At 72.3% G+C, this 24,649-nt stretch carries 17 protein-coding genes; 14 read left to right on the top strand and 3 right to left on the bottom strand.

Annotated features, from left to right (window positions below):
• Positions 1-863: 863 nt before the first annotated feature.
• The 3 genes from AC2XR2_RS23845 to AC2XR2_RS23835 all read left to right on the top strand — a co-directional run bounded on the left by AC2XR2_RS23845 (position 864) and on the right by AC2XR2_RS23835 (position 5,081).
• On the top strand, positions 864-1,217 hold the full coding sequence (locus AC2XR2_RS23845) for a helix-turn-helix domain-containing protein (RefSeq protein ID WP_381302821.1): 354 nt from the start codon (positions 864-866) through the stop codon (positions 1,215-1,217).
• Between the two features lie 194 nt (positions 1,218-1,411).
• Positions 1,412-4,297, top strand: a complete 2,886-nt coding sequence (locus tag AC2XR2_RS23840) for a PKD domain-containing protein (protein WP_491516244.1) — start codon at positions 1,412-1,414, stop codon at positions 4,295-4,297.
• A gap of 292 nt (positions 4,298-4,589) precedes the next feature.
• Positions 4,590-5,081: a hypothetical protein gene (locus AC2XR2_RS23835; RefSeq protein ID WP_491516243.1), complete on the top strand. Its 492-nt coding sequence runs from the start codon at positions 4,590-4,592 to the stop codon at positions 5,079-5,081.
• A 22-nt stretch (positions 5,082-5,103) separates the two neighbouring features.
• On the opposite strand, the gene AC2XR2_RS23830 is transcribed toward AC2XR2_RS23835, so the two are convergent.
• The 3 genes from AC2XR2_RS23830 to AC2XR2_RS23820 form a co-directional block, all read right to left on the bottom strand.
• The gene (locus AC2XR2_RS23830) at positions 5,104-5,730 is read right to left on the bottom strand and encodes a hypothetical protein (RefSeq protein WP_491516242.1); all 627 of its coding nucleotides are present in this window, start codon (positions 5,728-5,730) and stop codon (positions 5,104-5,106) included.
• A 90-nt stretch (positions 5,731-5,820) separates the two neighbouring features.
• Positions 5,821-6,522: an SDR family oxidoreductase gene (locus AC2XR2_RS23825; protein ID WP_381302814.1), complete on the bottom strand. Its 702-nt coding sequence runs from the start codon at positions 6,520-6,522 to the stop codon at positions 5,821-5,823.
• 123 nt (positions 6,523-6,645) lie between these two features.
• Positions 6,646-7,557, bottom strand: coding sequence for a LysR family transcriptional regulator (locus AC2XR2_RS23820; RefSeq protein WP_491516241.1), 912 nt, complete (start codon positions 7,555-7,557; stop codon positions 6,646-6,648).
• Positions 7,558-7,741: 184 nt separating this feature from the next.
• Between AC2XR2_RS23820 and AC2XR2_RS23815 the strand changes: the two genes are divergently transcribed.
• The 11 genes from AC2XR2_RS23815 (at position 7,742) to AC2XR2_RS23765 (ending at position 24,614) form a co-directional block, all read left to right on the top strand.
• Positions 7,742-12,163, top strand: a complete 4,422-nt coding sequence (locus tag AC2XR2_RS23815) for an Ig-like domain-containing protein (RefSeq protein WP_491516240.1) — start codon at positions 7,742-7,744, stop codon at positions 12,161-12,163.
• Between the two features lie 135 nt (positions 12,164-12,298).
• Positions 12,299-14,491, top strand: coding sequence for an MMPL family transporter (locus AC2XR2_RS23810; protein WP_491516239.1), 2,193 nt, complete (start codon positions 12,299-12,301; stop codon positions 14,489-14,491).
• Positions 14,492-14,522: 31 nt separating this feature from the next.
• Positions 14,523-15,701 carry a sensor histidine kinase gene (locus AC2XR2_RS23805; protein ID WP_491516238.1) on the top strand — a complete coding sequence of 393 codons (1,179 nt, stop codon included), beginning with the start codon at positions 14,523-14,525 and terminating at the stop codon, positions 15,699-15,701.
• Positions 15,702-15,924: 223 nt separating this feature from the next.
• On the top strand, positions 15,925-16,602 hold the full coding sequence (locus AC2XR2_RS23800) for a response regulator (RefSeq protein WP_381302809.1): 678 nt from the start codon (positions 15,925-15,927) through the stop codon (positions 16,600-16,602).
• Positions 16,603-16,789: 187 nt separating this feature from the next.
• Entirely contained in the window at positions 16,790-18,445 is a 1,656-nt protein-coding gene (locus tag AC2XR2_RS23795; RefSeq protein WP_491516237.1) for an FAD-dependent oxidoreductase, read from the top strand.
• A 237-nt stretch (positions 18,446-18,682) separates the two neighbouring features.
• Positions 18,683-19,186: a hypothetical protein gene (locus AC2XR2_RS23790; protein WP_381302807.1), complete on the top strand. Its 504-nt coding sequence runs from the start codon at positions 18,683-18,685 to the stop codon at positions 19,184-19,186.
• 163 nt (positions 19,187-19,349) lie between these two features.
• Positions 19,350-20,081: a class F sortase gene (locus AC2XR2_RS23785; RefSeq protein ID WP_491516236.1), complete on the top strand. Its 732-nt coding sequence runs from the start codon at positions 19,350-19,352 to the stop codon at positions 20,079-20,081.
• 148 nt (positions 20,082-20,229) lie between these two features.
• Positions 20,230-21,306, top strand: a complete 1,077-nt coding sequence (locus tag AC2XR2_RS23780; protein ID WP_381302806.1) for a SchA/CurD-like domain-containing protein — start codon at positions 20,230-20,232, stop codon at positions 21,304-21,306.
• Between the two features lie 346 nt (positions 21,307-21,652).
• On the top strand, positions 21,653-22,102 hold the full coding sequence (locus AC2XR2_RS23775; RefSeq protein WP_330265568.1) for a cupin domain-containing protein: 450 nt from the start codon (positions 21,653-21,655) through the stop codon (positions 22,100-22,102).
• Positions 22,099-23,367, top strand: coding sequence for a beta-ketoacyl-[acyl-carrier-protein] synthase family protein (locus AC2XR2_RS23770; RefSeq protein WP_491516235.1), 1,269 nt, complete (start codon positions 22,099-22,101; stop codon positions 23,365-23,367). Before AC2XR2_RS23775 ends, AC2XR2_RS23770 begins: the two co-directional genes overlap by 4 nt.
• Complete coding sequence (locus AC2XR2_RS23765) at positions 23,364-24,614, top strand: ketosynthase chain-length factor (RefSeq protein WP_491516234.1); 1,251 nt, start codon at positions 23,364-23,366, stop codon at positions 24,612-24,614. Before AC2XR2_RS23770 ends, AC2XR2_RS23765 begins: the two co-directional genes overlap by 4 nt.
• Positions 24,615-24,649: the final 35 nt, after the last annotated feature.

Genomic DNA, 24,649 nt, shown 5'->3' with positions numbered 1-24,649 from the left:
TGGACGGGGTGTCCGGTCTCGGCAGGAGACGCTCACCGATCAGAACCATCTGCATCGATGTATGTGCGATGCCGGGCGGGCGGACCCGCGGGACATCGTTTTTCGCGACCCGGTGACTATAGCCCGGCATCCAGCTCGCGGCGGGCGGGGGCTTCGGCATGGTGTCGCGAACCGTCCACCCGCGTCCGGACGAGTTCGCTCCTTGGCCTTCGCCTGAACTCGAACCCGCGCCGGTCTCACGCCGAACGGCATCCCGAACGGCGTCCCGAGCCGCGTCCCGAGCGGCCTCGCCTCACCCCGTCGTCGCAGGTCGCAGGTTATCTGGTCCCCCATAGGGCTTAAATCTGCTGTTGTCAGAGTAGACATTGGGCTCTGCCGTGGTTAGCATTTTTCTCGTAGACACCGGTCAAGCAGAACCCGGCAGACACGAACTGGCGGGTTGCAGTACAGGAAGTTCGCAGGTCAGTGCGGTTCTGGAGTCCCGAAGCCACGGTTTTCGCAGGACGGTGACGAGGCTGGGGACCGCACTGGGCGGCTCGCAGGTCCAGGGGCCGCCAAGAGCAACACCGAGCAGTACCCGCAGTACCAGTTCCAAGAAGTTGGCTCAGAGGAAGAACGGAGGAGCAGACGCCATCAGGATCGCCCGGTCCGAGAAGCACTCGCCCCGGGTACCGCAAGACCCCGGATTGGAAGGTGGTCCCCGGTCACGCAGCCGCGATCCCCGCACCCCCCTCTCTGCAGGGCTGGTAGCGGAAACAGAAGGTCGGCACAGCAGTAGGGCCGACAGATGGTGTTGAATTTCCTTCGGGGCCCTGGTGCCGTACGGCACCAGGGCCCCTCGACGCGTTGCACAACGAGGTGACATGACAGCAGATATCCCCCTCAGCGATCGTCTGGACGACGACGACTACCCCGCGTACACGATGGGGCGGGCCGCCGAGATGCTCGGCACCACTCCGGCCTTTCTCCGAGCCATCGGTGAGGCTCGTCTGATCACTCCGCTGCGCTCGGAGGGCGGACACCGCCGGTACTCCCGCTACCAGCTCCGGATCGCGGCGCGGGCCCGCGAGCTCGTCGACAGGGGCACCCCGATCGAGGCCGCCTGTCGCATCGTCATCCTCGAGGACCAGCTCGAGGAAGCTCAGCGCATCAACGCCGAGTACCGCAGCCGTGCCGGGCACGAAGCGACCGACAGTCCCGTCCCCGGGTCCAGCTGATCCCGAGCGCCTCCCTCCCCCGTGAAGCGCGACCAGTGAAGCGTCATCAGTGAGGCGCGATCTTCAAAGCCTGCTGATGCGCTGGTCTGCGTCATTCCCGCTCCAGCCAACTCCGAGCAAACTTTCGGGATCAGGAGCAAAAAGGGCGCCTCGCCCCCATCCGCCGTCCCCGGCCTGACCTACGCTCCCGCCAGTTGCAGCGAGGTCCGGAGGGGGACGTCACCATGGGCTCGAACAAGGGCTGGAGACGATCAGGGGTGGCGTCCGCCGCCCTCACGGCCCTGTTCGTCGGCTGCCTCGGCGTGAGCACCGCCCACGCGGACACCGGTAGCGGTACCGATACCGGTACGACGTTCTACGTCAACGACGAAGCCCCCGACTGTGCCGACACCGGTCCCGGTTCGGCTGCGGAGCCCTTCTGCCAGATCCAGCCGGCCGCGGACGCCGCCGCGCCCGGGGACACCGTACGCATCGCGGGCAACAGCACGGCCTACGCGCCCGTGACCATCAGATCCGTCGGCACCGCCGACGCACCCGTCACCTTCTCCGCCGCGGCGACCGGCGACGGTTCGCTCGTCACCGTCGGGGGCCCGCGCCCGGCCACGGGCATCACCTTCTCCGGTGCCCGGTACGTCGACATGACCGGGATCCGTGTCAGGGCCGCCGGGGCGACCGCCCTGGCCGTCGACGACTCACAGCACATCGGCTTCGGCGCCGCCTCCGCGCTGAGCACCCTCATGGACGGCTCCACCGCGGTGATCGCGGTCGACGGCTCCTCCTCCGACATCTCCCTCACCCGCCTCGACGTCGACCAGTCCACCGGACCGGACGTCACCAGCGCCGCCGGAGCACGGAACATCACGCTGGCCGGCGACACCTTCGAGGGCGGTGGCGTCTCGGCCTCGGGCACCACCGGCATCGACTTCGCGGGGGACACGTTCTGGACGGTCTGCGGCGCGATCCGTCTGGCCGACGGCAGTTCCGGGTCGGTGGAGAACACCGTGGCCCTGCCCTACGGCACGACCGCCTGCGCCGCCGACACGGCCGAGCTCACGGTGGACGCCACCTCCGCCCCCCAGGTCAGCGCGGACTACAACGCGCTCAACCCGCCGTCGGCCGGCACGGACTACGACTGGGCCGGCACCGCCTACGCCACCGCACCGGCCTTCCGAGCGGGCACCGGCCAGGGCGCCCACGACCTGGACCAGACGGATCTGACGATCCCCGCGGGCGGACTGCCCACCGAGCACTCACCGCTCATCGACTCGGCCGACTCCGACGCCCCCGGCGAGCTGTCCACGGACGTCCACGGACATCCCCGGGTCGACGACCCCCTCGTCGCCGACACCGGCACCGGCCACGACGACCGGGGCGCCACCGAGTTCCAGGACCCCTTCGCGGTGAAGGGCCTCAAGCTGAGCGCCGGATACGTCGGCGTCCCGGGCACGGCCACCGCAGTGCTCGGCAACCCGTGGTCGGACCCGCTCGACCGTTTCACGTACACCTTCGACTTCGGGGACGGTACGACCGTCACCTCCACCACCGACTCGGCCGGCCACACCTACACGCAGGTCACGTCGGGCAGCGGCATCGAGGCCGCGGTGGTGGTGAACAGGGCCGACGGCACACGGGTCGGTGTCGCCACCTACTGGGTACAGGTCGAGCCGGTGCCGGATCTCGCCCCGACGATCGGCTGTGGCGGTGCCGGTCCCTCGCTGCCGGACACCGCCCGGTGCACGTACGACACCGGCGTCGACCCCTATCCGGTCACCGGCGACCGGATCACCTTCGGCGACGGCTCGGCGGCGGTCGCCGGCACCTCCCGCGACGGCCAGATCCAGCACACCTACAAGGCGCCCGGCACGTACACCGTCACGCAGACGGTCACCGACTCGGACGGGCGGACCGCCACCGCGACCGGCAGGGCCACGGTCGGCGCGGCCTTCGTCTCCGCCGGTTCCGTGCGGATGCTGGACACCCGGTATGGGACCGGTGCGCCGAAGCGGCCCGTCGGTGCCGGTGGTGTGGTCCGGCTGAAGGTCCTCGGCGAGGGATACGTCCCGGCGTCCGGAGTGACGGCGGTGACCCTCAACGTCACCGACACGGGCGCGACGGCGTCCAGTTATGTGTCGGTCTACCCGGACGGCACCGCCCGCCCGAGCGCGTCGAACCTCAACTTCGGCGCAGGGCAGGACAATCCGAACCTGGTCACCGTCCGGGTGGGTGTCGACGGCTACGTCGACCTCTACAACGCGCACGGCACGGTGAACCTCGTCGCGGACCTGGAGGGCTACTACACCACCCAGGCCGACGACGGCGACCTGTCCCTGTCGGACCTGGCCACACTGCCCCCGACCCGGGTGCTGGACACCCGCAACGGCACCGGCGCCGCCAAGGGCGCGGTCGGGCCGCGCAGCACCACGACCCTCACCCTGCCGACGTACGCACGCGGCTGGGCGACCGTCGGCGCGGTCCTCAACGTCACCGTGACCGGGGGCACCAGCAGCGGCTACGTCACCGTGTACTGCGGCGGCCCCGGTCAGCCGCCCACCTCGACCCTCAACTACCGGGCCGGGCAGACCGCCTCCAACCTCGCCGTGTCCTGTGTGAGCGCCGGCAAGGTGCGCCTCTACAACAGCGCCGGGCACGTCCAGCTGATCGCCGACCTCCAGGGGCTGTTCACCAACCAGGAGGCGGAGACGGACGCCGACTCGCTGGCGCCCCCGGGCGGGCCGTTCGTGCCGACCGCGCCGACCCGTTTCCTCGACACCCGCACGGGCCTGGGCGCGGCCGCGAAGCCGCTGGGCGCGGGCGGCACCCTCACCGTGAAGCTCGCCAAGGTCCCCGCGGGAGCCGGTGCCGTACTGGTCAACCTCACGGGCGTGGCCCCGACCGCGGGCACCCACCTGACCGCCTACGGCGACGGCACGCTGCCGACCGTGTCGAACGACAACCTCACCGCGGGCCGGACCCGCCCGGTCCTCGCCGTGGTCCCGGTCGGGGCCGACGGCTCCATCCGGATCCACAACGCGCTCGGCTCGGTCGATGTCGTCGCCGACCTGGAGGGCTACTACGGCTGAGGCAGAGGCGCCCCGACGCAGTGGTCGTACGACGTCCTGGCCTCACCCGGCGATGTGAGCGGTGACGGCCGACCGGTGCGAGGCCGTGGACGGCGGGCGGCGCATTCGAGGCGTCATTCGACCGATATGGGTACTCGCAGCTCAGCACCGACCCACCAGCCAACCGCATCGGAGGTGGCGGGGGTGCCCGGGCGCCCGGCGTGTGACGCCCGGACGGCGGGGTCGGACAGGTTCATGGCCGGCGTCCCGAGGGATGCCGGGGCCGTATCGGCACTCGTGAGGAGGGCACCCCATGACCGGAATCGAGCTCACCCTCCGTGCGCTCCACCACGGTGAGCGGCATCTGGCCGAGGAGCTGACGGCGGTGGCGGAGCGGCACCGGACGGAGCATGAGATCCACCATGTCGCCACCGACCTCGCCCGCTGGTCCGCCGAGCACGTCCGGCTGCTGGCCGACGCGGGCCACCACCACGGCCTCGACCTCGGCGATCCGCCCAGGGACTCCTCGTACGGTCTGCTCTCGGCGCTCAGGGAGAAGACGGCCGAGGCACTGGGCCGGCGCCCCGAGCCCGGTCTGCTGCTCCTGCGTGACCTGCGGGACCTCCACCTCGACGCCGCGCGGAACTCCCTGCACTGGGAGATGCTCGCCCAGGCCGCTCAGGCCACCAGGGACGACGGGCTCCTCGCCCTCGCCTCCGCCTGCCACCCGCAGACGCTACGGCAGATGCGCTGGACCAACACCATGGTCAAGGAGCTCTCGCCGCAGATTCTGGTGAGCCTGTGACGCGGCTGTCTCGCCAGGTGCGCTACCTGCGCGCGGGGCGATGGATGCCCGCCCGCTTCGCCTGCTCGATCCGCTCCGGTCCGGCGCCGGCCCGGTCCTCTTCCCTCGCGGTCCAGTCCCTGGGCTGGAGGAAGAGGAGTTCGCCGCCGCCCGGCACGATCATCGCGCCGCCGAAGGGCTCGTCGCCGGCGAACCAGACGCCGTCGGTGATGCCGACAGGCCACCGGCCACGCCCCAGGGCGTCCTTCGCGCGCAGGGTGAAGGGGGTGCCCTGCTGGTCGCCGAAGCGCAGGTAGAGCGTGTGGGTGGACTCCATGCCGATCTTCTCGACGGGGGTGCGGAATGCGAGCGGGTAGGTGCGGAACGCTTTCGCGCACCTCCGGGTCGAGCTCACGCGGCCGGCGAGAAGGAAGAGCGTCCACACCGTGCCGAGCATGCCGACGATGGCCACCGGCAGCAGCCAGTCGATCCGAGTGAAGAAGATCTGGATCCACAGCAGCAGGAACACCGGGAAGAACTTGATGAAGTTCTGCAGGGCGGCCCGGTAGTGGTACCGCAACGCGCCCCGGTAGTCCGTTCCGTCGGTCGCGTACGGCGCCGGCGGGGTGTCCGACTCCAGACCGTGCTTCCGCTCTTCCGGCACCGGCATCCGAACGGGCTCCTTCCGGCCGGGCTGGGCATGTCGTCCACTGGGTCGGGTGCCGGCGCCGACGGGTCGTCGAACGTGCAGAGTCGAAGGCTACTTGGCCAACTGCCCGTACAGCCCCGCCAGGTCGCCCGCCAGGCCCGCCTTGACCTGGCGGGAGATGTCGTCGGCGAGGACCTCGTACGCGCCGGTCTCGACGCCGTCCAGTGCGAGGCGGGCCACGTCGCGGGGGTCGGACTTGGGGGCGTCGACGCCGGAGGCCAGGTCGGTGTCGACGTAGCCGACGTGCAGGCCGGTCACCGCGATGCCGCGCGGCTGGAGTTCCAGGCGCAGGGAGTTGGTCTGCGACCACAGGGCGGCCTTGGAGGCGCTGTAGGAGCCGCCGAGGGCGAGCCAGGACAGGACGGAGTGCACATTGAGGAGGTGGCCGCCGCCGTTGCGCTCGATGACCGGCACGAAGGCACGGGCCACGAGGAGCGGGCCGTAGAAGTTGGTCTCGAACTCCCGGCGTATGTCGTCGACGGAGGAGTCGAGGAAGGACGCACCGACCGAGGCGCCGGCGTTGTTGATCAGCACGGTGACGTCGTCGGCCTGTGCGGCGGCCGCGGCCACCGAGGCCGGGTCGGTGACCTCCAGCGCCACCGGGACGGCGTCGGGGTGGGTGACGGTGCGCGGGTCGCGGGCCGTGGCGTAGACCTTGGCGGCTCCGCGTGCGTACAGCTCCTCCACCAGGGCCTTGCCGATGCCGCGGCTGCCGCCGGTGACGAAGACGTTGGCGCCCTTCAGAGCGGTCATGACTACCTCCACAGAATGGTAAACCGATCGGTTCCACCACCGTAAACCGATCGGTTTCTCAAACGCAAGCCTGACCGCCGGCGCCGGGGCGGTGGGCCCCGAGGGCCGGGGGCCGACCGGAGGTCACGCGGAGAGCGGCTCGGCGAAGACCTCGCGGGCCAGGTCGATGACGTCACCCAGGTCCCCGGCCCGTGTGCGGTCCTTGCGCCACAGCAGCCCGGTCTCCAGGCGGGGATGGAAGTCCGAGAAGGGCAGGACCGCGACATCCCCGACCAGGTGGTTCCGCATGGGGCTGCGCGCGTCCAGCATGGAAATGGCGAAGGCGAGTCCGCCGGCCACTATCTCGGCGACCCCCTCGAACGTCGCGCTGCCCAGCTCGACGCGCTTGCGGATGCCGAGTTCGTGCAACTGCCGGTCCAGTCCGCGGAAGTAGGCGTTGGTCACGGCCGACGGGGAGCCCGCGTAGGCGAGTTCGGTCAGTTCCGCCAGGGCGATCGACTCCCGGCCCGCGAACCGCTCCCCCGGCACGACCGCGCCCAGGCGCTCCGACATCACCGGCAACTGCTCCAGCGCCGGGTCGCCCACCACCGGCAGGCGGGCCAGGGTGAGCGCCAGCCTGCCGTCGCACACCGCGTCGACCAGGCGCTCGGTGCCGCCCGGCCAGCGCTTGATCTCGAACCGGTCGTCGACCCGTGCCGCCAGGGTGTCCATCCGCTCCCGCAGATCCGGGTGGACCCCGCTGGGGACCCCGAGCAGCAGGGTGGTGCGCCGGGGGCGGACCGCCTCGTCCAGCCGCCAGCCGATGGAGTCGACCTGCTCCAGGACACCGCGCGCGATCGGCAGCAGCGCGCTGCCGGCGGGAGTGAGCCGCACATGGTGGGTGTCCCGGTCGAACAGCCGGTGCCCGAGCTCCCGTTCCAGATCCTTGATCCGACGGCTCAGCGGAGAGGCCGCCATGTGCAGTCTGCGGGCCGCGGTGGAGAAGTTGAGTTCTTGGGCGACGGCGACGAAATAGCGCAGGTGCAGGAGCTCCACGGCCCCACCCTAGCCAGCGTGCCGATCAACCTCCGCGGGTGCGCCCGGAGATGACGTTACTGAAAAGAAGTGTGCGCAACATGTGCAGAAACGCGTCAGTTGATGATAGGAAAAACCGCTCAGTCTTCAGGTTTTCCCCGCACCTGTGACCGCTCCGGGAGCGATGACCAGAGGAGGTCCCGGTTTGTCCGGGTTTCTCGTGCCCGTGCGCCGTGGCCGCCACCGCGACCGGCGCCGCCCCCGTCTGATGGCGGTCGCGGCCCTCGCGGGCGCCGCCCTGATCGGGGCGACGATCGGCCTGCTGTCGCCGTCGGCCCAGGCCGACCAGACCACCCAGGGCGTCGACAACCTGCGCACCAACTGGGACCGGAGCCAGGCCGGACTGTCCCCCGCGGTCGTCCAGTCCTCCGCCTTCGGACAGCTCTTCGCCACCAAGCTGGACGGGCAGATATACGCCCAGCCGCTGGTGCTGGGCGACCAGGTGATCGCGGTCACCGAGAGCAACACCCTGTACGGCCTCGACCGTACGACCGGTGCGATCGAGTGGAGCAAGAACTACGGACCGGCGTGGCCGGCCTCGGCGATCGGCTGCGGGGACCTGGTGCCAAACGTGGGCGCGACCGCGACGCCCGTCTACGACCCGGCGACCAACTCCCTCTACTTCACCACCAAGGTCGACGACGGCACCGCCACGCACCGTCACCCGAAGTGGCTGATGCACGCGGTGGACCCGGCCTCCGGCGCCGAACGCGCGGGATGGCCGGTCACCATCGCGGGCAGCCCCGCCAACGCCCCGGGCAACACCTTCGACGCCTACTACGAACAGCAGCGCCCCGGCCTGCTGTTGATGGACGGGGTCGTCTACGCGGGCTTCGGCGGTCACTGCGACGCCTGGCCGTACCGCGGCTATGTGGTCGGCGTGAGCACCACGGCGCACAGCATCACCTCGATGTGGGCCTCGGTGACCGGCGCCAGCACGGGCGGCGCCGGCATCTGGCAGTCCGGCGGCGGCCTGGTCTCGGACGGCTCCGGCCGGATCTTCTTCAGCACCGGCAACGGCATCAGCCCGGCGCCCGGACCGGGCAAGACCGTTCAGGGCACCCTCGCCGAGTCCGTCGTACGCCTCCAGGTGGGCGCGGACGGCAGCCTCAACACCGCCGACTTCTTCAGCCCCAGCGACGCCGCGACCCTGGACCTGACCGACCAGGACATCTCCTCGGGCGCCCCGATGGCGCTGCCGGACGGCTTCGGCACCGCCGAGCACCCGCATCTGCTGGTCCAGCAGGGCAAGGACGGGCGGGTGTTCCTGCTCGACCGCGACAACCTCGGCGGCATGGGCCAGGGGCCCCAGGGCGGCGACGCCGCGCTGAGCGTGTCCGGCCCCTACCAGGGCATGTGGGGACACCCCGCCTTCTGGGGCGGCGACGGCGGCTACGTCTACGTCGTCGGCAACCAGGGCCCGCTGCGCGCCCTCAAGTACGGCGTGCGCAACGGCGGTACGCCCGCACTCACCCTCACCGGCCAGAGCCAGGACACCTTCGGCTACACCAGCGGCTCCCCCCTGGTCACCTCCGACGGCGACGACGAGTCCAGCGCCCTGGTGTGGATGACCTCCGCGAGCAACGCCTCCGGCGCCGACGGCACCCTGCGCGCCTACAGCCCCACCCCCGACGGCAACGGCCTGCTCCAGCTGCTGTGGTCCGCGCCGATCGGCACGGCCACGAAGTTCAGCACCCCGACGGCCGCCCACGGCAAGGTGTACGTCGGCACCCGCGACGGTGTCCTCTACGGCTTCGGCAGCCCGGCCAGGACCGCCCTGACCGCGGCCGCGCTGGACTTCGGGCAGGTCGCCACGGGCAGCAGCGGCTCGGCCCCGATGAAGCTGACGGCCACCCAGGACGTCAGCATCACCGGACTCAAGGCCTCCGGCGCGTTCTCGGTCGACCCGTCCGCCGTGCCCACCCCCGACCGGCCCAGGGCGCTGGCGCAGGACGCCACCCTGGACGTGCCGATCACCTTCGCCCCGACGACCACCGGCGGCATCAACGGCACCCTGACCGCGAACCTGTCGGACGGCCAGAAGCTCGTCTTCGCGCTGCACGGCGTCGGCACCCGGCCCGGTCTCGGGGCAGCACCCGGCGCCCTGGACTTCGGGGAGGTGCCCACCGGCAGCACCTCGACGCTCAACCTCCAGGTCACCAACACCGGTACCGGACCGGAGACCATCGACTCGGTCGCCGCGCCCGGCGGCCCCTTCACCGCCTCGGGGCTGCCGGCCGCGGGCACGGTCGTACCGGCCGGCGGTTCGTTCGTGCTCTCGGTCACCTACGCGCCGCAGGGCGACCAGGACGACAGCGCCTCGCTCGTGGTCAGCAGCAGCGGCGGCGGCGCCACGCACACCCTGAGCGTGCCGGTCACCGCGACGGCCATCACCGGACAGGGGCACCTGGAGTTCTCCACCGCCTCGCTGGACTTCGGGCAGGTCCCGATCGGCAGCTCGAAGTCGCTGTCGTTCACGCTCACCAACACCGGCAACATCCCGGTGACCGTCACCAAGGCCAAGGCGCCCACCGGTGACTTCAACAGCCCGGTACAGCTGTCCGAGGGCCTGGTCATCGGCCCCGAGCAGACCGCCGTGCAGACCGTGACGTTCACCCCGCGCTCGGCGGCCGACCTGAACGCCTCCTACGAGGTCACCGGCACCGGGACCGACGCGAACGGCAACGCCCAGGGCGCCATGTACGTGCCGATCAAGGGCACCGGCACCGGTACCGCCACGACCACCTCGGCCGCCGACGGGCAGTGGCGGACCAACGGCTCGGCGGTGCCCGCCGACGGCGGCGGTGTCCAGCTGACCCCGGCCACCGCCAACCAGGCGGGTACCGCGGTGTACGGCAAGCCGCTGCGCACCGACGGCCTGCGGGCCACCTTCACCGCCAAGTTCGGCCCCGGCGGCGGCGGGAAGGGCATGACGCTCGCCCTGCTCGACCCGGACCAGAACTCCGCTTCGGCGCTCGGCGCGAGCGGCGACGGCCTCGGCATCGCGGGCCGGCCGGGCACCGTGATCGCGTTCGCCACCGGCTGGAACAACACCCTCCAGGCCCAGAACTTCGTGGCGGTGGGCCGCAGTTCGGCCGGCTCGTCGGTGATCGGCTACCAGCCGCTCGTCAAGCTCGGCACCTCCCTGCGCCAGGGCACGCACCAGGTCGACGTGCAGATCGACGCCGGTCACGTGTACGTCCGGATCGACGGGACGCAGGTGCTGGACCAGACGGTGACGCTGCCGCCCAGCGCGCTCCTCGCCTTCTCCGGCGGCACCGCTGACACTCCCGACGTGCAGACGATCAGCGGACCGGTCGTCAGCGAGGCACCCCTGGTCCAGAATCCCAAGGCGGCGACCTCGCTCCAGCTCACCGCCCCGGCCACGGCGGTCCCGGGCCGGTCCCTGACCGTCAACGGCACCCTGACCTCCACCGCGGCGCTCCCCGCGGGCCAGGTCGTCCGGGTGACGCGCAACGGCACCGCCCTGCGCGAGGTGACGACGGCGGCGAACGGCTCCTTCACGTTCACCGACACCCCGTCGGCGGAGGGCACGTACACCTACGCGGCGAGCTACGCCGGCGACGCCACCCACGAGGCGGCGAGCTCCTCGGGCCTCGTCCAGGTCGCCAAGCTGCCCACCTCGGTGACGCTGTCGGCGCCGGCCACGGCCACCCGTGCCAAGACGCTGACCGTGACCGGCCGGCTCTCCGGCTCGCCCTTCGCCTCCGGCACGGTCGTCAAGGTGACCAAGACCGACCTCGCTCATTCCTCCGGGGTCGCACTCGCCGACGCCCAGGTCGCCGCCGACGGGTCGTTCACGTTCAAGGACACCCCGCAGGTCGGCGGCGCCAACACCTACAAGGTGTCCTTCGGCGGCGACGTCTCCCACAAGGACGGCAGCCGCACGGCCACCGTGCAGGTCTCCCGGGCGGCGACGTCCCTGACGGTCGCCACCGACCACGGGACGTACAAGTACGGCCAGAGCGCGAAGGTCACCGCGCACCTCGGCACCACCTACAACAGCCGTACGGTGGCGATCTACGCCCAGCCGTACAGCGGCACCAAGGTCCTCGTGAAGTCCGCCAAGGTGGACTCGCACGGCAATCTGACGGCGTCGTACAAGCTCACCCGCAACACCACGTTCAGCGCGGTGTTCACGGGTGACTACCGGTACGCCCCGAAGACCGTCTCCCGTGCGGTGCACACCTACGCGGGGGTCTCCGAGAAGCTGTCCGGCTACTACACGAGCATGACCGTCGGCAGCACCGTCTACCGCGTATACCACAGCACCGCCAAGGAGCGGCTCGACGTCACCGTCTCGCCCAACAAGGCCGGCCAGTGCGTCAAGTACCGGGTGCAGCGGTACTACAGCGGTGCCTGGCACACGCAGAGCACCTCGGCCTGCGCGGCCCTCAGCTCCAGCAGCACCGGCCGCCAGCAGATGTCCCTCATCAACGGTGTCAACAACAGGTACCGGGTGGCCGCGCAGTACGTGCCCAGCAGCCGGGACAACACCAACATCAGCACCTGGGGGGCCTGGCAGTACTTCACCGTCAGGCGGTGAGCCGCCTGCTGCGAGCGCAGTAGGGGCAAGTGTCTTCGATCGCCCGACGACGGGAGGGCGAGGCGATGCGAGCGTGAGGGTGGGCCGGGATTCCCGGCCCACCCTCATGTGGTGCGTCCCTGGAAAGGCCCGTCGATGTCCTCTCTCGCCCGCTGGTGCCACCGGCACCGGCTCGCCGTCCTCCTGATCTGGGTGGGCCTGCTGATCGGTCTGGGGGCCGGGGCCGGCGCGGCAGGCAGCGCGTTCGGCAACTCCCCGACCTCGCAGAACACCGACTCCGCCAGGGCCGGCGCACTGCTCCAGGGAGCCTCGAACAGCGCGGCGGGCAAGAGCGGCCGGATCGTCTGGCAGGCCGAGGGCGGCAAGGTGACCGCACCCGCCGTGGCGAAGGCGATGACCGCCGCCCTGGACCGCGTCTCCCGCGCGCCCGGGGTCGCCGCGGTCGGCGGCCCCTACACGGCACAGGGCGCGGCGCAGGTCAGCAAGGACGGCCGGACGGCGTACGCCACGGTCGCGTTCGACCGGGACGTCCAGGACGCGCAGGTCGAGCACGTCCAGGAACTCGCGACCGCCCCGGAGTCGGGGAGTCTGCACATCGCGCTCAACGGGCAGGCGTTCACCGTCAACCCCGAACCGAACCCGGTCGCCGACGCCATGGGCATCGCGCTCGCCTTCGTGGTGCTGCTGTTCGTCTTCCGGGCGGTGTGGGTGGCGGTGCTGCCGATCGTCACGGCGATCGTCGGCGTCGGCACCTCCGCGGTCGCGGTGATCCTGCTCAGCCATGTCATCTCGCTGTCGAGCACCACGCTGACCCTCGGTTCGCTCATCGGCCTGGGCGTGGGCATCGACTACGCCCTGTTCGTCGTCAACCGGCACCGCGCCCAGCTGAAGGCGGGCACGGGCGTGGCCGAGTCGATCGCCGAGGCCCTCAACACCTCCGGCCGGGCCGTGGTGTTCGCCGGGCTGACCGTCGTGGTGGCGCTGCTCGGCATGCTCACCCTGAACGTCGGCATCATCAACGGCATGGCCGTCGGCGCGGCCGTCACCGTCGTCCTGACCGTCCTGGCCGCCCTCACCCTGCTGCCCGCGCTGCTCGGCATGATCGGCCCCCGGATCCTCGGCCGTCGCGAGCGACGGGCGGTCGCCGCCGGGGTGCGGGGGGCCGCGGGCGGCACCGGCTGGTGGGGCCGCTGGGCGGAGCGGGTGCAGGCCCGTCCCAAGGCGTTCGGTCTGCTCGCGCTGGCCGTGCTGGCGGCACTCGCCCTGCCGACCCTGTCGCTGCGCCTGGGCGCCTCCGACGACGGCAACCTGCCCACGACCTCGACGAACCGGCAGGCCTACGACATGATCGCGGACGGTTTCGGGCCAGGTTTCAACGGCCCGCTCGTCCTCGCGGTCCAGGCCCCCACCGCGGCCGACCGGGCCGCCCAGGCGAAACTCGTCACCGCGCTCCGGCGGGTCGACGGGGTCGCGAGTGCCGGCGCCGCGCCCATGAAGGACGGGCAGCGCGTCGGCGTGGTCTCCGTCGTCCCGACCACGTCCCCGCAGTCGGCGGCCACCTCGGATTTGATCGACCGCCTGCGGGCCGACGTGATCCCGCGGGCCGAGCAGGGCACGTCGATGAAGGTCTACGTGGGCGGCCCCACCGCCAGCAACGACGACTTCGCGTCCGTGCTGATGGGCAAGCTCCCGCTGTTCGTGCTGGTGATCGCCGCGCTCGGCTTCCTCCTGCTGACCGTCGCCTTCCGCAGCCTGCTCATCCCGGCCGTGGGGGCCGTACTGAACCTCCTCAGCATCGGGGTGGCGTTCGGCGCGATCGTCGTCGTCTTCCAGTACGGCCACGGCGCCTCGCTCCTCGGGCTCGGGGCCGCCGGACCGATCGAGTCGTTCGTGCCGATCCTGGTCGTCGGCATCATGTTCGGACTGTCCATGGACTACCAGGTCTTCCTGGTCAGCCGGATGCGCGAGGAGTGGGCCCGCACCGGGGACAGCCACCGCGCGGTGCGGGTCGGGCAGGCCGAGACGGGCAGGGTGATCGCGGTCGCCGCCGCCATCATGTTCTGCGTCTTCGGTTCCTTCGTGTTCGGCGGCATGCGGGTGATCTCCGAGTTCGGCGTGAGCCTCGCCGTCGCCGTCGCCCTCGACGCGCTGCTCATCCGCATGGTCGTCGTCCCCGCCCTCATGCACCTGTGCGGCCGGGCCAACTGGTGGCTGCCCCGGCGTCTGGACCGGGCCCTGCCGAACGTCTCGGTGGAAGGCCCCGGGCACCGGCCGCACCCGCTGCCGCACCCGGTCCCCGAGCGCCGGACCGCGGCCCCGACCGGCTGATCCCCGCCCGCCCCGCTCGTACATTGAGGACATGCAGGTGACCGTGGTGAGGCAGTGGCTGGGGCGGCACGAGCGGGTGCGGGACGCGGTGCCCGCGGCCGTGGTGGTCTTCGTCGCGGTGGCGGCCACGGCCGCCGGGCCCTCCGGGTGGCACGCGCCCCGGGTCGGGGCGGTGGCCTGGACGGCGCTGGCCTGCGTGCCCCTCGTCTTCCGCAGTCGGTGGCCGCTGCCCGTCGTCCTGCTCACCCTGGCCGTCGACCTGACCGGCATGACGCTGTACCCGGACAGCGTCGGGACACCCGCGGCGTGCCTCGTCGCCCTGTACACGCTGGCCACCCGCAGCACCCGGCGGACGGCCTGGATCACCGGCCTCACCGCCTCCGTCGCGATCGCCGGGGTCTACGCCGCCGCCCACCACGAACCGCTCCTGGTGGGGACCAGCCTGCTGCGGTTCGACTTCGCGATCGCGGCCACCGCCCTGGGCGATGCCGTCCGCAGCCGCCGCCGGCATCTCGCCGAGGCCGAGGCACGCGCGGAGAACGCCGAGCGCACCCGGGACCAGGAGGCCCGGCGCCGGGTCACCGAGGAACGCGTACGCATCGCCCGCGAACTCCACGACGTCGTCGCCCACCACATCACCCTGGTCAACGCCCAGGCGGGAGTCGCCCACCACCTGATGCGCACCGATCCGGTCCGGGCGCACCAGGCGCTGGCTCACATCAAGGACAACAGCCGGACCGCGCTCGACGAACTGCGGGCCACCGTCGGCCTGTTGCGCCAGTCCGACGACGCTCCCGACTCCCGGGCCCCGCTCCCCCGGCTGACCGACCTCGACACGCTGATCGGCGGTGTCCGCGGTGGCGGCCTCGACGTGACGGTGACCCGCCGCGGCACCCCCCGTCCCCTCGCGCCCTCCATCGAACTCACGGCGTACCGCATCGTCCAGGAAGCGCTCACCAACACCCACAAGCACTCCCGCGGGGCGCATGCCGAGGTGACGCTGGACTACGGGGCGAGCGCCCTGCACGTCACCGTCACCGACGACGGCCCACCGCACCCGGCCCGGGGACCCGGCACCGGACACGGCCTGATCGGCATGCGCGAGCGCGCCACCGCGGTCGGCGGCACGGTCACCACGGGACCGCGTCCCGAGGGCGGCTTCCGGGTCGCCGCCGAACTGCCGCTCTCCCTCACCCCCGCAGCCTTGTGACCGAGCCCGGGACGTCAGACCCTCACCGCACGCCGGTGACCGACCCCGAGAAACCGGACCCCCGGGGCAACCTGGTGACCGACCCGAGAAACCGGACCCCCGAGGCAGCCTGGTCGCCGCCCCCGAGAAGCCGGGCCCCCGGGGCAACCTGGTGACCGCCCCCGAGAAACCGGACCCCCGCCGCACCCCCATGACCGACCCGACACACCAGGGAACCCCCGCCATGACGATCCGTGTCCTCCTCGCCGACGACCAGGCCCTGCTGCGCGGGACCTTCCGGCTGCTCATCGACGCGCAGCCGGACATGGAGGTGGTCGCCGAGGCCTCCGACGGGGCCGAGGCCGTACGGCTCGCACGGTCCGAGCGAGCCGATGTCGTGGTGATGGACATCCGGATGCCCGGCGTCGACGGCATCGAGGCGACCCGGCTGATCGGCCGGGACGAGGACCTGGCCGGGGTGAAGGTGCTCGTCCTGACCACCTTCGAGGTCGACGAGTTCGTCGTCGAGGCGCTCCGGGCCGGGGCCAGCGGATTCCTCGGCAAGGGCGTCGAACCCGCCCAACTCCTCGACGCCGTCCGGCTCGTCGCGGCCGACGAGGCGCTGCTCTCACCGACCGCGACCAAGAGGCTCATCGCCCGCTTCCTCGCCCAGCCGTCCCCCGGGGCGCTCTCCGACCCCGGCCGGCTCGCGACGCTGACACCCCGGGAGCGGGAGGTGATGACCCTCGTCGCCAGCGGGCTGTCCAACGCCGAGATCGCCGAACGCCTCTTCGTCACCCCGGTCACCGTCAAGACCCACGCCAACCGGGCCATGGCCAAGCTCGGCGCCCGCGACCGGGCTCAACTCGTCGTCATCGCCTACGAGAGCGGCCTGGTCCGCGCCGGGGAGACCCGGCCCTGACACCTCGCGGCGGCGGACCGGCGCCCGGGCGCGCCACGCCCCGGGGCGCCGCCGTATGCCCGCCGACTCGGCGAAACGAACGCGTTAAGCGGGTGAAGCCTGTGGCCGGGGTCGTGGCGTGGGGCATGGATGAGGCTCCCGGCCGTATCCGGACGAGTCGGTGGACACGACGCGCTGGAGGCGAGCGATGAACCACAGAGCCGAACAAGCCGACCCCACCATCCACCGGGTCCCGGTCCTCATCGTCGGCGGTTCCCTGGTCGGCCTGTCGACCTCGGTGTTCCTGGGCCGGCTGGGGGTGCGGCACACCCTGGTGGAGCGCCATTCCGGCACCTCCATCCACCCCCGCGGCCGCGGCAACAACGTCCGCACGATGGAGCTGTTCCGCACGGCCGGTGTCGAGCCGATGATCCGTCAGGCGGCCGCCACGCTGGCCGACAACCACGGGATCCTCCAGACCCCGACCCTGGTCGGCGACGCGGGCGAGTGGCTCTTCAAGGAGATCGACGCGGGCGGCGGCCTGGCCCGCTTCAGCCCGAGTTCCTGGTGCCTGTGCAGCCAGAACGACCTGGAACCGGTGCTGCTGGACCACGCCAGGCGGCTGGGCGGCGACCTGCGCTACGCGACCGAGCTGATGTCCTTCGACAGCGGGCCCGACGGTGTCACCGCGGTGGTCAAGAGCCGCGAGACCGGCGAGCACACCACGTTCCTCGCGGACTACCTGGTGGCCGCCGACGGCCCCCGCAGCCCCGCCCGCGAGCAGCTCGGCATCGGCCAGAGCGGTCCCGGTGACCTGTTCAGCAACGTCAGCATCACCTTCCGCTCCCGCCGGCTCGCCGACGTGGTGGGCGAGCGCCGCTTCATCGTCTGCTACCTCACCGACCCGGACGCCGACGGCGCCCTGCTGCCCGTGGACAACCGGGAGAACTGGGTCTTCCACGCCCCCTGGCACCCCGAACGCGGCGAGACGCTGGAGGAGTTCACCGACGAGCGCTGCACGGACCACATCCGCCGCGCGGTCGGCGTCCCCGACCTCGACGTGGAGATCACCGGGCGGGCCCCCTGGCACGCCGCCCAGCGGGTCGCCACGAGGTATCGCGCGGGCCGTGTGTTCCTGGCCGGCGACTCGGCCCACGAGATGTCCCCCACCGGGGCGTTCGGCTCCAACACCGGTATCCAGGACGCCCACAACCTCGCCTGGAAGCTCGCCGCGGTGCTCGGCGGCTGGGCCGGTGAGGGTCTGCTGGACTCGTACGACGCCGAGCGCCGCCCGGTCGCGGAGGCGACCAGCGCCCGTGCCGCCGCCCGGTCGGCCGAGCACAGCCACCCCGGCTACGCCCCACCGCCCGGCACCGGCGGCGGCCCGCAGCGCGGCATCCTCAACGTGGCCCTCGGCTACCGCTATCCGGTGGGCGCGGTCGCCGGCACCGACCCCGCGACCCCGGTCGTACCGGACCGCCTCGACCTGTCCGGGGAACCCGGCAGCAGGGCACCCCACCTGGCGGTACGGCACCGGGGGGAGCGGATCTCCACGCTGGACCTCTACGAGCGGTCGTTCGTGCTGCTCAGCGGGGCCGGCGACGCGGGCGGCTGGCACGAGGCCGCCGTACGTCTCGCCGCGGACACGCCCGTCCCCCTGGACTCGTACCGGATCGGCGAGGGGGCCGAGGCCGAGCTGACGCCCGAGGGCGGCACCGACTGGGCGGCGGCGCACGGTACGACGTCCGGGGGCGCCGTCCTCGTGCGGCCCGACGGGTTCGTGGCCTGGCGGGCACAGGGCCCGGTCCCGGACGCCGAGACCGTGCTGCGGGAGGTCCTCGGGGCGGTGCTGTCCCTGGGCTGACCTCCGCCCGTTCGTCGATCGGACGCCACGTCAGGCAGGGTGCCGGGCGTGGCGTCAGACGTTGCGTCAGGTGTGCGCGTGGTGCCGCGGGGGCGCCGGGCGGGCGGCCGGATTCACCCGTGTGATCGCCTTGAGTGGTGGGGGACGGGCCGCTGGATGACGGTGGATCACGTCGGAGGCGGGCCACATCAGCTGACGAAGCACCAGCTGCCCGGCCGCCGACGGAAGGAACGTCAGATGCGCTCTGCTCGCATGATTCTGGCCACCGCGGCCGCTTCGACCGTCCTCGCTCTCGGTGCCCCCGGCGCCTACGCGGCGGCCGGCGACGACTGGGACCAGACGGACTCCTCCTACAGCAAGGAGCAGGACAAGGAGCACGGCAAGGAGCACGGCAAGGGCAGCGACCACGACCGGCCGCACGGTGGCATGCACACCGGTGGCGGTGCGCTGACCGCGGTCAACGCGGACGACTGGGGCACCGCGAAGGACCCCAAGCACGACCCGGAGACCTACAAGGACAAGGACGACCAGAGCAAGGAGTCCGGCGGCTGGAGCGGCAAGCAGGAGGAGGGCGGCGGCGGCTGGAGCGGCAGCCACGAGAAGCCCAGCGGCGGCATGCACACCGGTGGCGGCGCGCTCGCCTCGCCGGGCATGACCGCGGGCGGCCTCGCCGTCCTGGCGGTCGCCGGAACCGGGCTGTACGCGGCGCGTCGTAAGAAGACCGCCGGAAGCCTGGCCTGACCCATGCCGGATGCGATAGCCGCTGAGGCCGCCACGCGTGCGCGCCGCGTGGCGGCCCGGCCGGCCGCACCGGGGCACCGTCCCGCCCCCCGTGCGGGCCGTCGCCCCGCCGGTCCCCGCCCCCCGTCCGATCCGCCACCGTGCCCCGGTGAGGTTGATTCCGTTGGCAGTTCGACCCTCTTCCCCCGCAGACAGCCCCGGCAACCACCCGCTCGACAGTCTGGGCGGCGCCGCACCGGCCCCGAACGGGCGGGGATCCAGCAGCAGGATGGTGCTGGCCGCCGTAGCGGTCCTCGTCGTGGCCGTGAGCCTGTTCGGCGGCAACGACTCGTCGCCCGACGATCCGTCCCGCCCGCCGCAGGCGGCCCCCGTCTCCGCGTCGGCCCCGGCGGCGGGCAACCCGGCGGACGGCCCGGCGCCGACCGCGGCCGAGGGCAGGCATCTGCCGCGCTCGGCGCCCGTGCGCCTGCTCATCCCCAAGATCTCGGTCGACGCCCCCTTCACCCAGCTGGCGATCGGCCCCACGGGGCAGCTCCAGCCCCCGCCGGCCGCCAACACCAACCTCGTCGGCTGGTACGCCGACGGCGCCTCCCCCGGTGAGACGGGTACGTCGATCATCGCCGGGCACGTCGACACGGCGACCTCGGCCGCCGTCTTCGCGCGGCTCGGGGAGCTGCGCAAGGGAGACGTCTTCCACGTCGACCGGGCCGACGGAAGCCGGGCGAGCTTCACGGTCGACAGCGCGGAGACCTTCGCCAAGGACGACTTCCCCAGTCAGCGGGTGTACGGCGACACCGCCCAGGCCCAGGTCCGGCTCATCACCTGCGCGGGCGACTACGACCACTCGGTCAAGGACTACACCGACAACCTCGTGGTCTTCGCCCACCTCACCTGAGCCGTTTCCGGCCGTCCGGCCGGTCGATCACCCGCTCGGTGCATACGAGTCGCGCCCTTCACAGCGCGGGCACAGGATCGAGGCACGCCGACGTCACCCCACGTGTGGCCGACGTCCGTCCGTCCCCCACCAAGGAGTTGTGCGCAGCATGACCACCACGTCCGAACGTGTCACGAAACCGCTTGCACAACAGGCGTCGCAGCGTGTCTCCCAGTCCGTGTTCGACGGTTCGAGGCTCCGTGTCGTCCTGCTGGTCGATGTCTACGACGGTGCCCAGCAGCAGTTCCTGGAGGCCTACGAGCAGTTGTGCAACCAGGTCGCCTCGGTCCCCGGGCATGTCAGCGACCAGCTGTGCCAGTCCATCGAGAACCCCTCCCAGTGGCTGATCACCAGCGAGTGGGAGAGCGCCCCGCCCTTCCTGACCTGGGTGAACAGCGAGGAACACGTGCACATGGTGGAGCCGCTGCACTCGTGCGTCCGGGACACCAGGTCGCTGCGCTTCCACATCGTCCGCGAGACCGGCGGACCGGCGGTGGACGCCAAGGCGGGCAAGCGCCGGCTCCAGGCCTCCCCCCGCATCGGCGACGGCCTGATCCGGCACGCGCTCACCTTCACCGTCAAGCCGGGCAGCGAGGAGGCCGTGGCGAAGATCCTCGCCGACTACGCCTCCCCGGAGCCCCGGGTCGACGACACCACCCGGCTGTGCCGCACCTCCCTGTTCATGCACGGCAACCGGGTCGTGCGGGCCATCGAGGTGCGCGGCGACCTGCTCGCCGCACTCCGGTACGTGGCCCGGCAGCCCGCGGTACGGGCCGTCGAGGAGGCCATCAACCCCTACCTGGAGCAGGACCGGGACCTCGACGACCCCGAGTCCGCGCGGGTCTTCTTCACCCGCGCCGCGCTGCCCGCCGTACACCATGTGACGGCCGGTCAGGAGAGCCCGGACGCGGTGCGGCACGCGTTGTACTACCCGGCCCGCGAGGGTCAGGGCATGCGGCTGGCCGAGCTGCTCGCCCGGCAGGACGAGGCGGCGGCGGACGACCCGCAGGGGCCGGTGCTGCGCAGCACGATCTTCCAGCGCGACGACATCGTGGTGCGCCTGGTCGACGTGCGCGGCGGGCTCGACACCGACGCCGGTCAGGACGCCGAGCTGACGGCGCTCCTCGACGGCGGGGCGGTCTCCTGCATGGAACTCGTCACCGACCGCCGCTCGCCCGACGCCTGATCACCGTCGCCCGGGACGGTGCCGGTGGTGGCGTCCCACCGGACGACACGGCCGGGCGGGCCAGATGTCCCACCGGGCCGTGACCTCCCGGTGCGGGGTCGCAGGTGCCCGCGGGTCGTGACCTCCCCGTGCGGGGCGCATGGCGCAGGGGTCGTGACCTCCCCGCGCGGGCCGCGGGCTCCGAGCGGTCGGGGTCACGACCGGCGGCTCGCGCTCCCCCTACCACCGGCGGCTCGCGCTGCCGTACCACCCGGCGGGACGCCCCCCGTGCCGGCCACGCCCTCATGCAGGTGCGGCACACGCAGGTGCAGCACATGTCGTCACAGCACATGTTCGGAGGAACGTCGTGATCAATCGTCATCCCGGAATCGTGGACCTCAGCGAGGTCGAGCCCAACACCCGGCGCGGTGGCGACCTGCGCGCCATGCTCACCCCCACCACGGTCGGCTCGACCAGCGGTTTCATGGGCGTGGCCATCGTCCAGCCAGGGGACCGCATCGCCGAGCACTACCACCCGTACTCGGAGGAGTTCATCTACGTCGTCTGCGGGCAGCTGGAGGTGGACCTCGACGGTGAGCCCCACCCGCTCCAGCCCGAGCAGGGCCTGCTGATCCCCGCCCACATGCGGCACCGCTTCCGCAACGTGGGCAGGGTGGAGGCCCGGCTGGTCTTCCACCTCGGCCCGCTGGCCCCGAGCCCGCCGCTCGGGCACGTCGACACCGAGGACGCGAACGGCGTGCCGATCCCGGTGGAGCCGTCCGCGGTCGGGGCCGAGCGAGCACAGGTCCGCTCATGACCAGGCGCGTGGCGGTCACCGGCATAGGAATCGTCGCCCCGGGCGGCATCGGGGTCCCGGCGTTCTGGGACCTGCTGACCAGCGGCCGTACGGCGACCCGCGGCATCACGTTCTTCGATCCGTCCGGACTGCGCTCGCGGATCGCCGCCGAGTGCGACTTCGACCCGGCGGCCCACGGACTGGACGCGGAGCAGATCGCCCGCGCCGACCGGTACATCCAGTTCGCCCTGGTCGCCGGCGAGGAGGCGATAGCCGACTCCGGCCTCGACCTGGCCGCGGAGAACCCCTGGCGGGTCGGGGTGTCGCTGGGCACCGCGGTCGGCGGGACCACCCGGCTCGAGCACGACTACGTCCTGGTCAGCCATGGCGGGCAGCGCTGGGACGTGGACCACCGGGAGGCCGGCCCGCATCTGCACCGGGCGTTCGCGCCCAGCACCCTGGCCTCAGCGGTGGCGGAGCGGTTCGAGGCGCGCGGGCCGGTGCAGACCGTCTCCACCGGCTGCACCTCGGGTCTTGACGCCGTCGGGTACGCCTTCCACACGATCGAGGAGGGCCGGGCCGACGTGTGCATCGCGGGCGCCTCGGACTCGCCGATCTCCCCCATCACCATGGCCTGCTTCGACGCCATCAAGGCGACCTCGCCGAGCAACGACGACCCCGCGCACGCCTCCCGCCCCTTCGACGCCGACCGCAACGGGTTCGTCATGGGTGAGGGCGGCGCGGTGCTGGTCCTGGAGGAACTGGAACACGCCCGGGCCCGCGGCGCGCACGTGTACTGCGAGATCGGCGGCTACGCCACCTTCGGCAACGCCTACCACATGACCGGTCTGACCGCCGAGGGCCTGGAGATGGCCCGGGCGATCGAGGACGCCCTCGGCCAGGCCCGCCTCGACGGCACCGCGATCGACTACGTCAACGCGCACGGCTCGGGCACCCTGCAGAACGACCGGCACGAGACGGCCGCGGTCAAACGCGCTCTGGGCCCGCACGCCTACGACACGCCCATGAGCTCCATCAAGTCCATGGTGGGCCATTCCCTCGGCGCGATCGGGGCGATCGAAGTCGTCGCCTGCGCGCTGGCCCTGGCCCACCAGGTGGTGCCGCCCACCGCGAACTACGAGACCCCCGACCCCGAGTGCGACCTGGACTACGTACCGCGTGTCGCCCGTGAGCGCCGGCTGCGCAACGTGCTCTCGGTGGGCAGCGGGTTCGGCGGCTTCCAGTCCGCGGTGGTCATGACCCTGCCGAGGGAGAGGACCCTATGAGCGCCTCGAACGCCCGGCGCGCGGCCGTCACCGGAATCGGCGTGGTCGCGCCCAACGGAATCAGCACCGACGCCTTCTGGAAGGCCACCAGGGAAGGTGTCAGCGCCCTGGACATCATCACCCGCGAGGGCTGCGAGAACATGCCGCTGCGGGTGGCCGGCCAGGTGCGCGACTTCGACCCGCCGTCGGCGATCGAGGAGCGCTACCTCGTCCAGACCGACCGGTTCACGCACTTCGCGATGGCCGCGGCCGACCTCGCCCTGGAGGAGGCCGGGCTCGGCCGGGCCGACACCGACGCCGCGCCGTTCTCGGTGGGCGTGGTCACCGCGGCCGGTTCCGGCGGCGGCGAGTTCGGACAGCGCGAGCTCCAGCAGCTGTGGGGCAAGGGCAGTCGTTTCGTCGGGCCGTACCAGTCGATCGCCTGGTTCTACGCGGCGAGCACCGGCCAGATCTCCATCCGGGGCGGCTTCAAGGGCCCCTGCGGGGTGATCGCCGCCGACGAGGCGGGCGGCCTGGACGCCCTGGCGCACGCGGCGCGGGCCGTGCGACGCGGCACCGACGTGATCGTGGCCGGTGCGACCGAGGCGCCGCTGGCCCCCTACTCGATGGTGTGCCAGCTCGGGTACGAGGAGCTGAGCACCGTCGCCGAACCGGACCGCGCCTACCGGCCGTTCACCACGGCGGCCTGCGGTTTCGTCCCCGCCGAAGGGGGCGCCATGTTCGTCGTGGAGGCCGAGGAGTCGGCCCGCGACCGGGGTGCGCCGCTGCGGGCCGTCGTCGCCGGGCACGCGGCGACGTTCACCGGCGCCTCCCGCTGGGAGCAGTCCCGGGAGGGGCTGGCCCGGGCGATCCGGGGCGCCCTGGAGGAGGCCGGGTGCGCGCCCGAGGAGATCGACGTGGTCTTCGCCGACGCCCTCGGGGTGCCGGCGGCGGACCGCGCCGAAGTGCTGGCGCTCGCCGACGCCCTGGGCCCGCACGCCGGGCGGGTGCCGGTCACGGCGCCGAAGACCGGCGTCGGCCGGGGTCTGGCCGCGGCGCCCGTACTGGACGTCGCGGCGGCGGTGCTGGCCATGGAGCAGGGGTTGGTACCACCCACCCCGAACGTCTTCGACATCTGCCACGACCTCGACCTCGTCACCGGCCGCGCGCGGGCCACCGAGACGCGCACGGCGCTGGTCCTCAGCCGGGGACTCATGGGGTCGAACTCGGCGCTGGTGCTCCGGCGCGGTGCCGGCGACGCCTCGTAGCGGGGCCTCGCGAACTCACATCACCAGGCAAGGAG

The sequence above is a fragment of the Streptomyces sp. LS-MS-L19 genome (assembly GCF_058382285.1).
The sequence above is the reverse complement of the archived record's forward strand: the minus strand, read 5'-3'. Positions and strand labels throughout refer to the sequence as shown.

Bases quoted from the DNA above. Each gene is read 5' to 3' on its own strand.
- AC2XR2_RS23845 (WP_381302821.1), top strand. From the start codon at position 864: ATGACAGCAGATATCCCCCTCAGCGATCGTCTGGACGACGACGACTAC.
- AC2XR2_RS23835 (WP_491516243.1), top strand. From the start codon at position 4,590: ATGACCGGAATCGAGCTCACCCTCCGTGCGCTCCACCACGGTGAGCGG.
- AC2XR2_RS23830 (WP_491516242.1), bottom strand. From the start codon at position 5,730: ATGCCGGTGCCGGAAGAGCGGAAGCACGGTCTGGAGTCGGACACCCCG.
- AC2XR2_RS23825 (WP_381302814.1), bottom strand. From the start codon at position 6,522: ATGACCGCTCTGAAGGGCGCCAACGTCTTCGTCACCGGCGGCAGCCGC.
- AC2XR2_RS23810 (WP_491516239.1), top strand. From the start codon at position 12,299: ATGTCCTCTCTCGCCCGCTGGTGCCACCGGCACCGGCTCGCCGTCCTC.
- AC2XR2_RS23805 (WP_491516238.1), top strand. From the start codon at position 14,523: ATGCAGGTGACCGTGGTGAGGCAGTGGCTGGGGCGGCACGAGCGGGTG.
- AC2XR2_RS23800 (WP_381302809.1), top strand. From the start codon at position 15,925: ATGACGATCCGTGTCCTCCTCGCCGACGACCAGGCCCTGCTGCGCGGG.
- AC2XR2_RS23795 (WP_491516237.1), top strand. From the start codon at position 16,790: ATGAACCACAGAGCCGAACAAGCCGACCCCACCATCCACCGGGTCCCG.
- AC2XR2_RS23790 (WP_381302807.1), top strand. From the start codon at position 18,683: ATGCGCTCTGCTCGCATGATTCTGGCCACCGCGGCCGCTTCGACCGTC.
- AC2XR2_RS23780 (WP_381302806.1), top strand. From the start codon at position 20,230: ATGACCACCACGTCCGAACGTGTCACGAAACCGCTTGCACAACAGGCG.
- AC2XR2_RS23770 (WP_491516235.1), top strand. From the start codon at position 22,099: ATGACCAGGCGCGTGGCGGTCACCGGCATAGGAATCGTCGCCCCGGGC.
- AC2XR2_RS23765 (WP_491516234.1), top strand. From the start codon at position 23,364: ATGAGCGCCTCGAACGCCCGGCGCGCGGCCGTCACCGGAATCGGCGTG.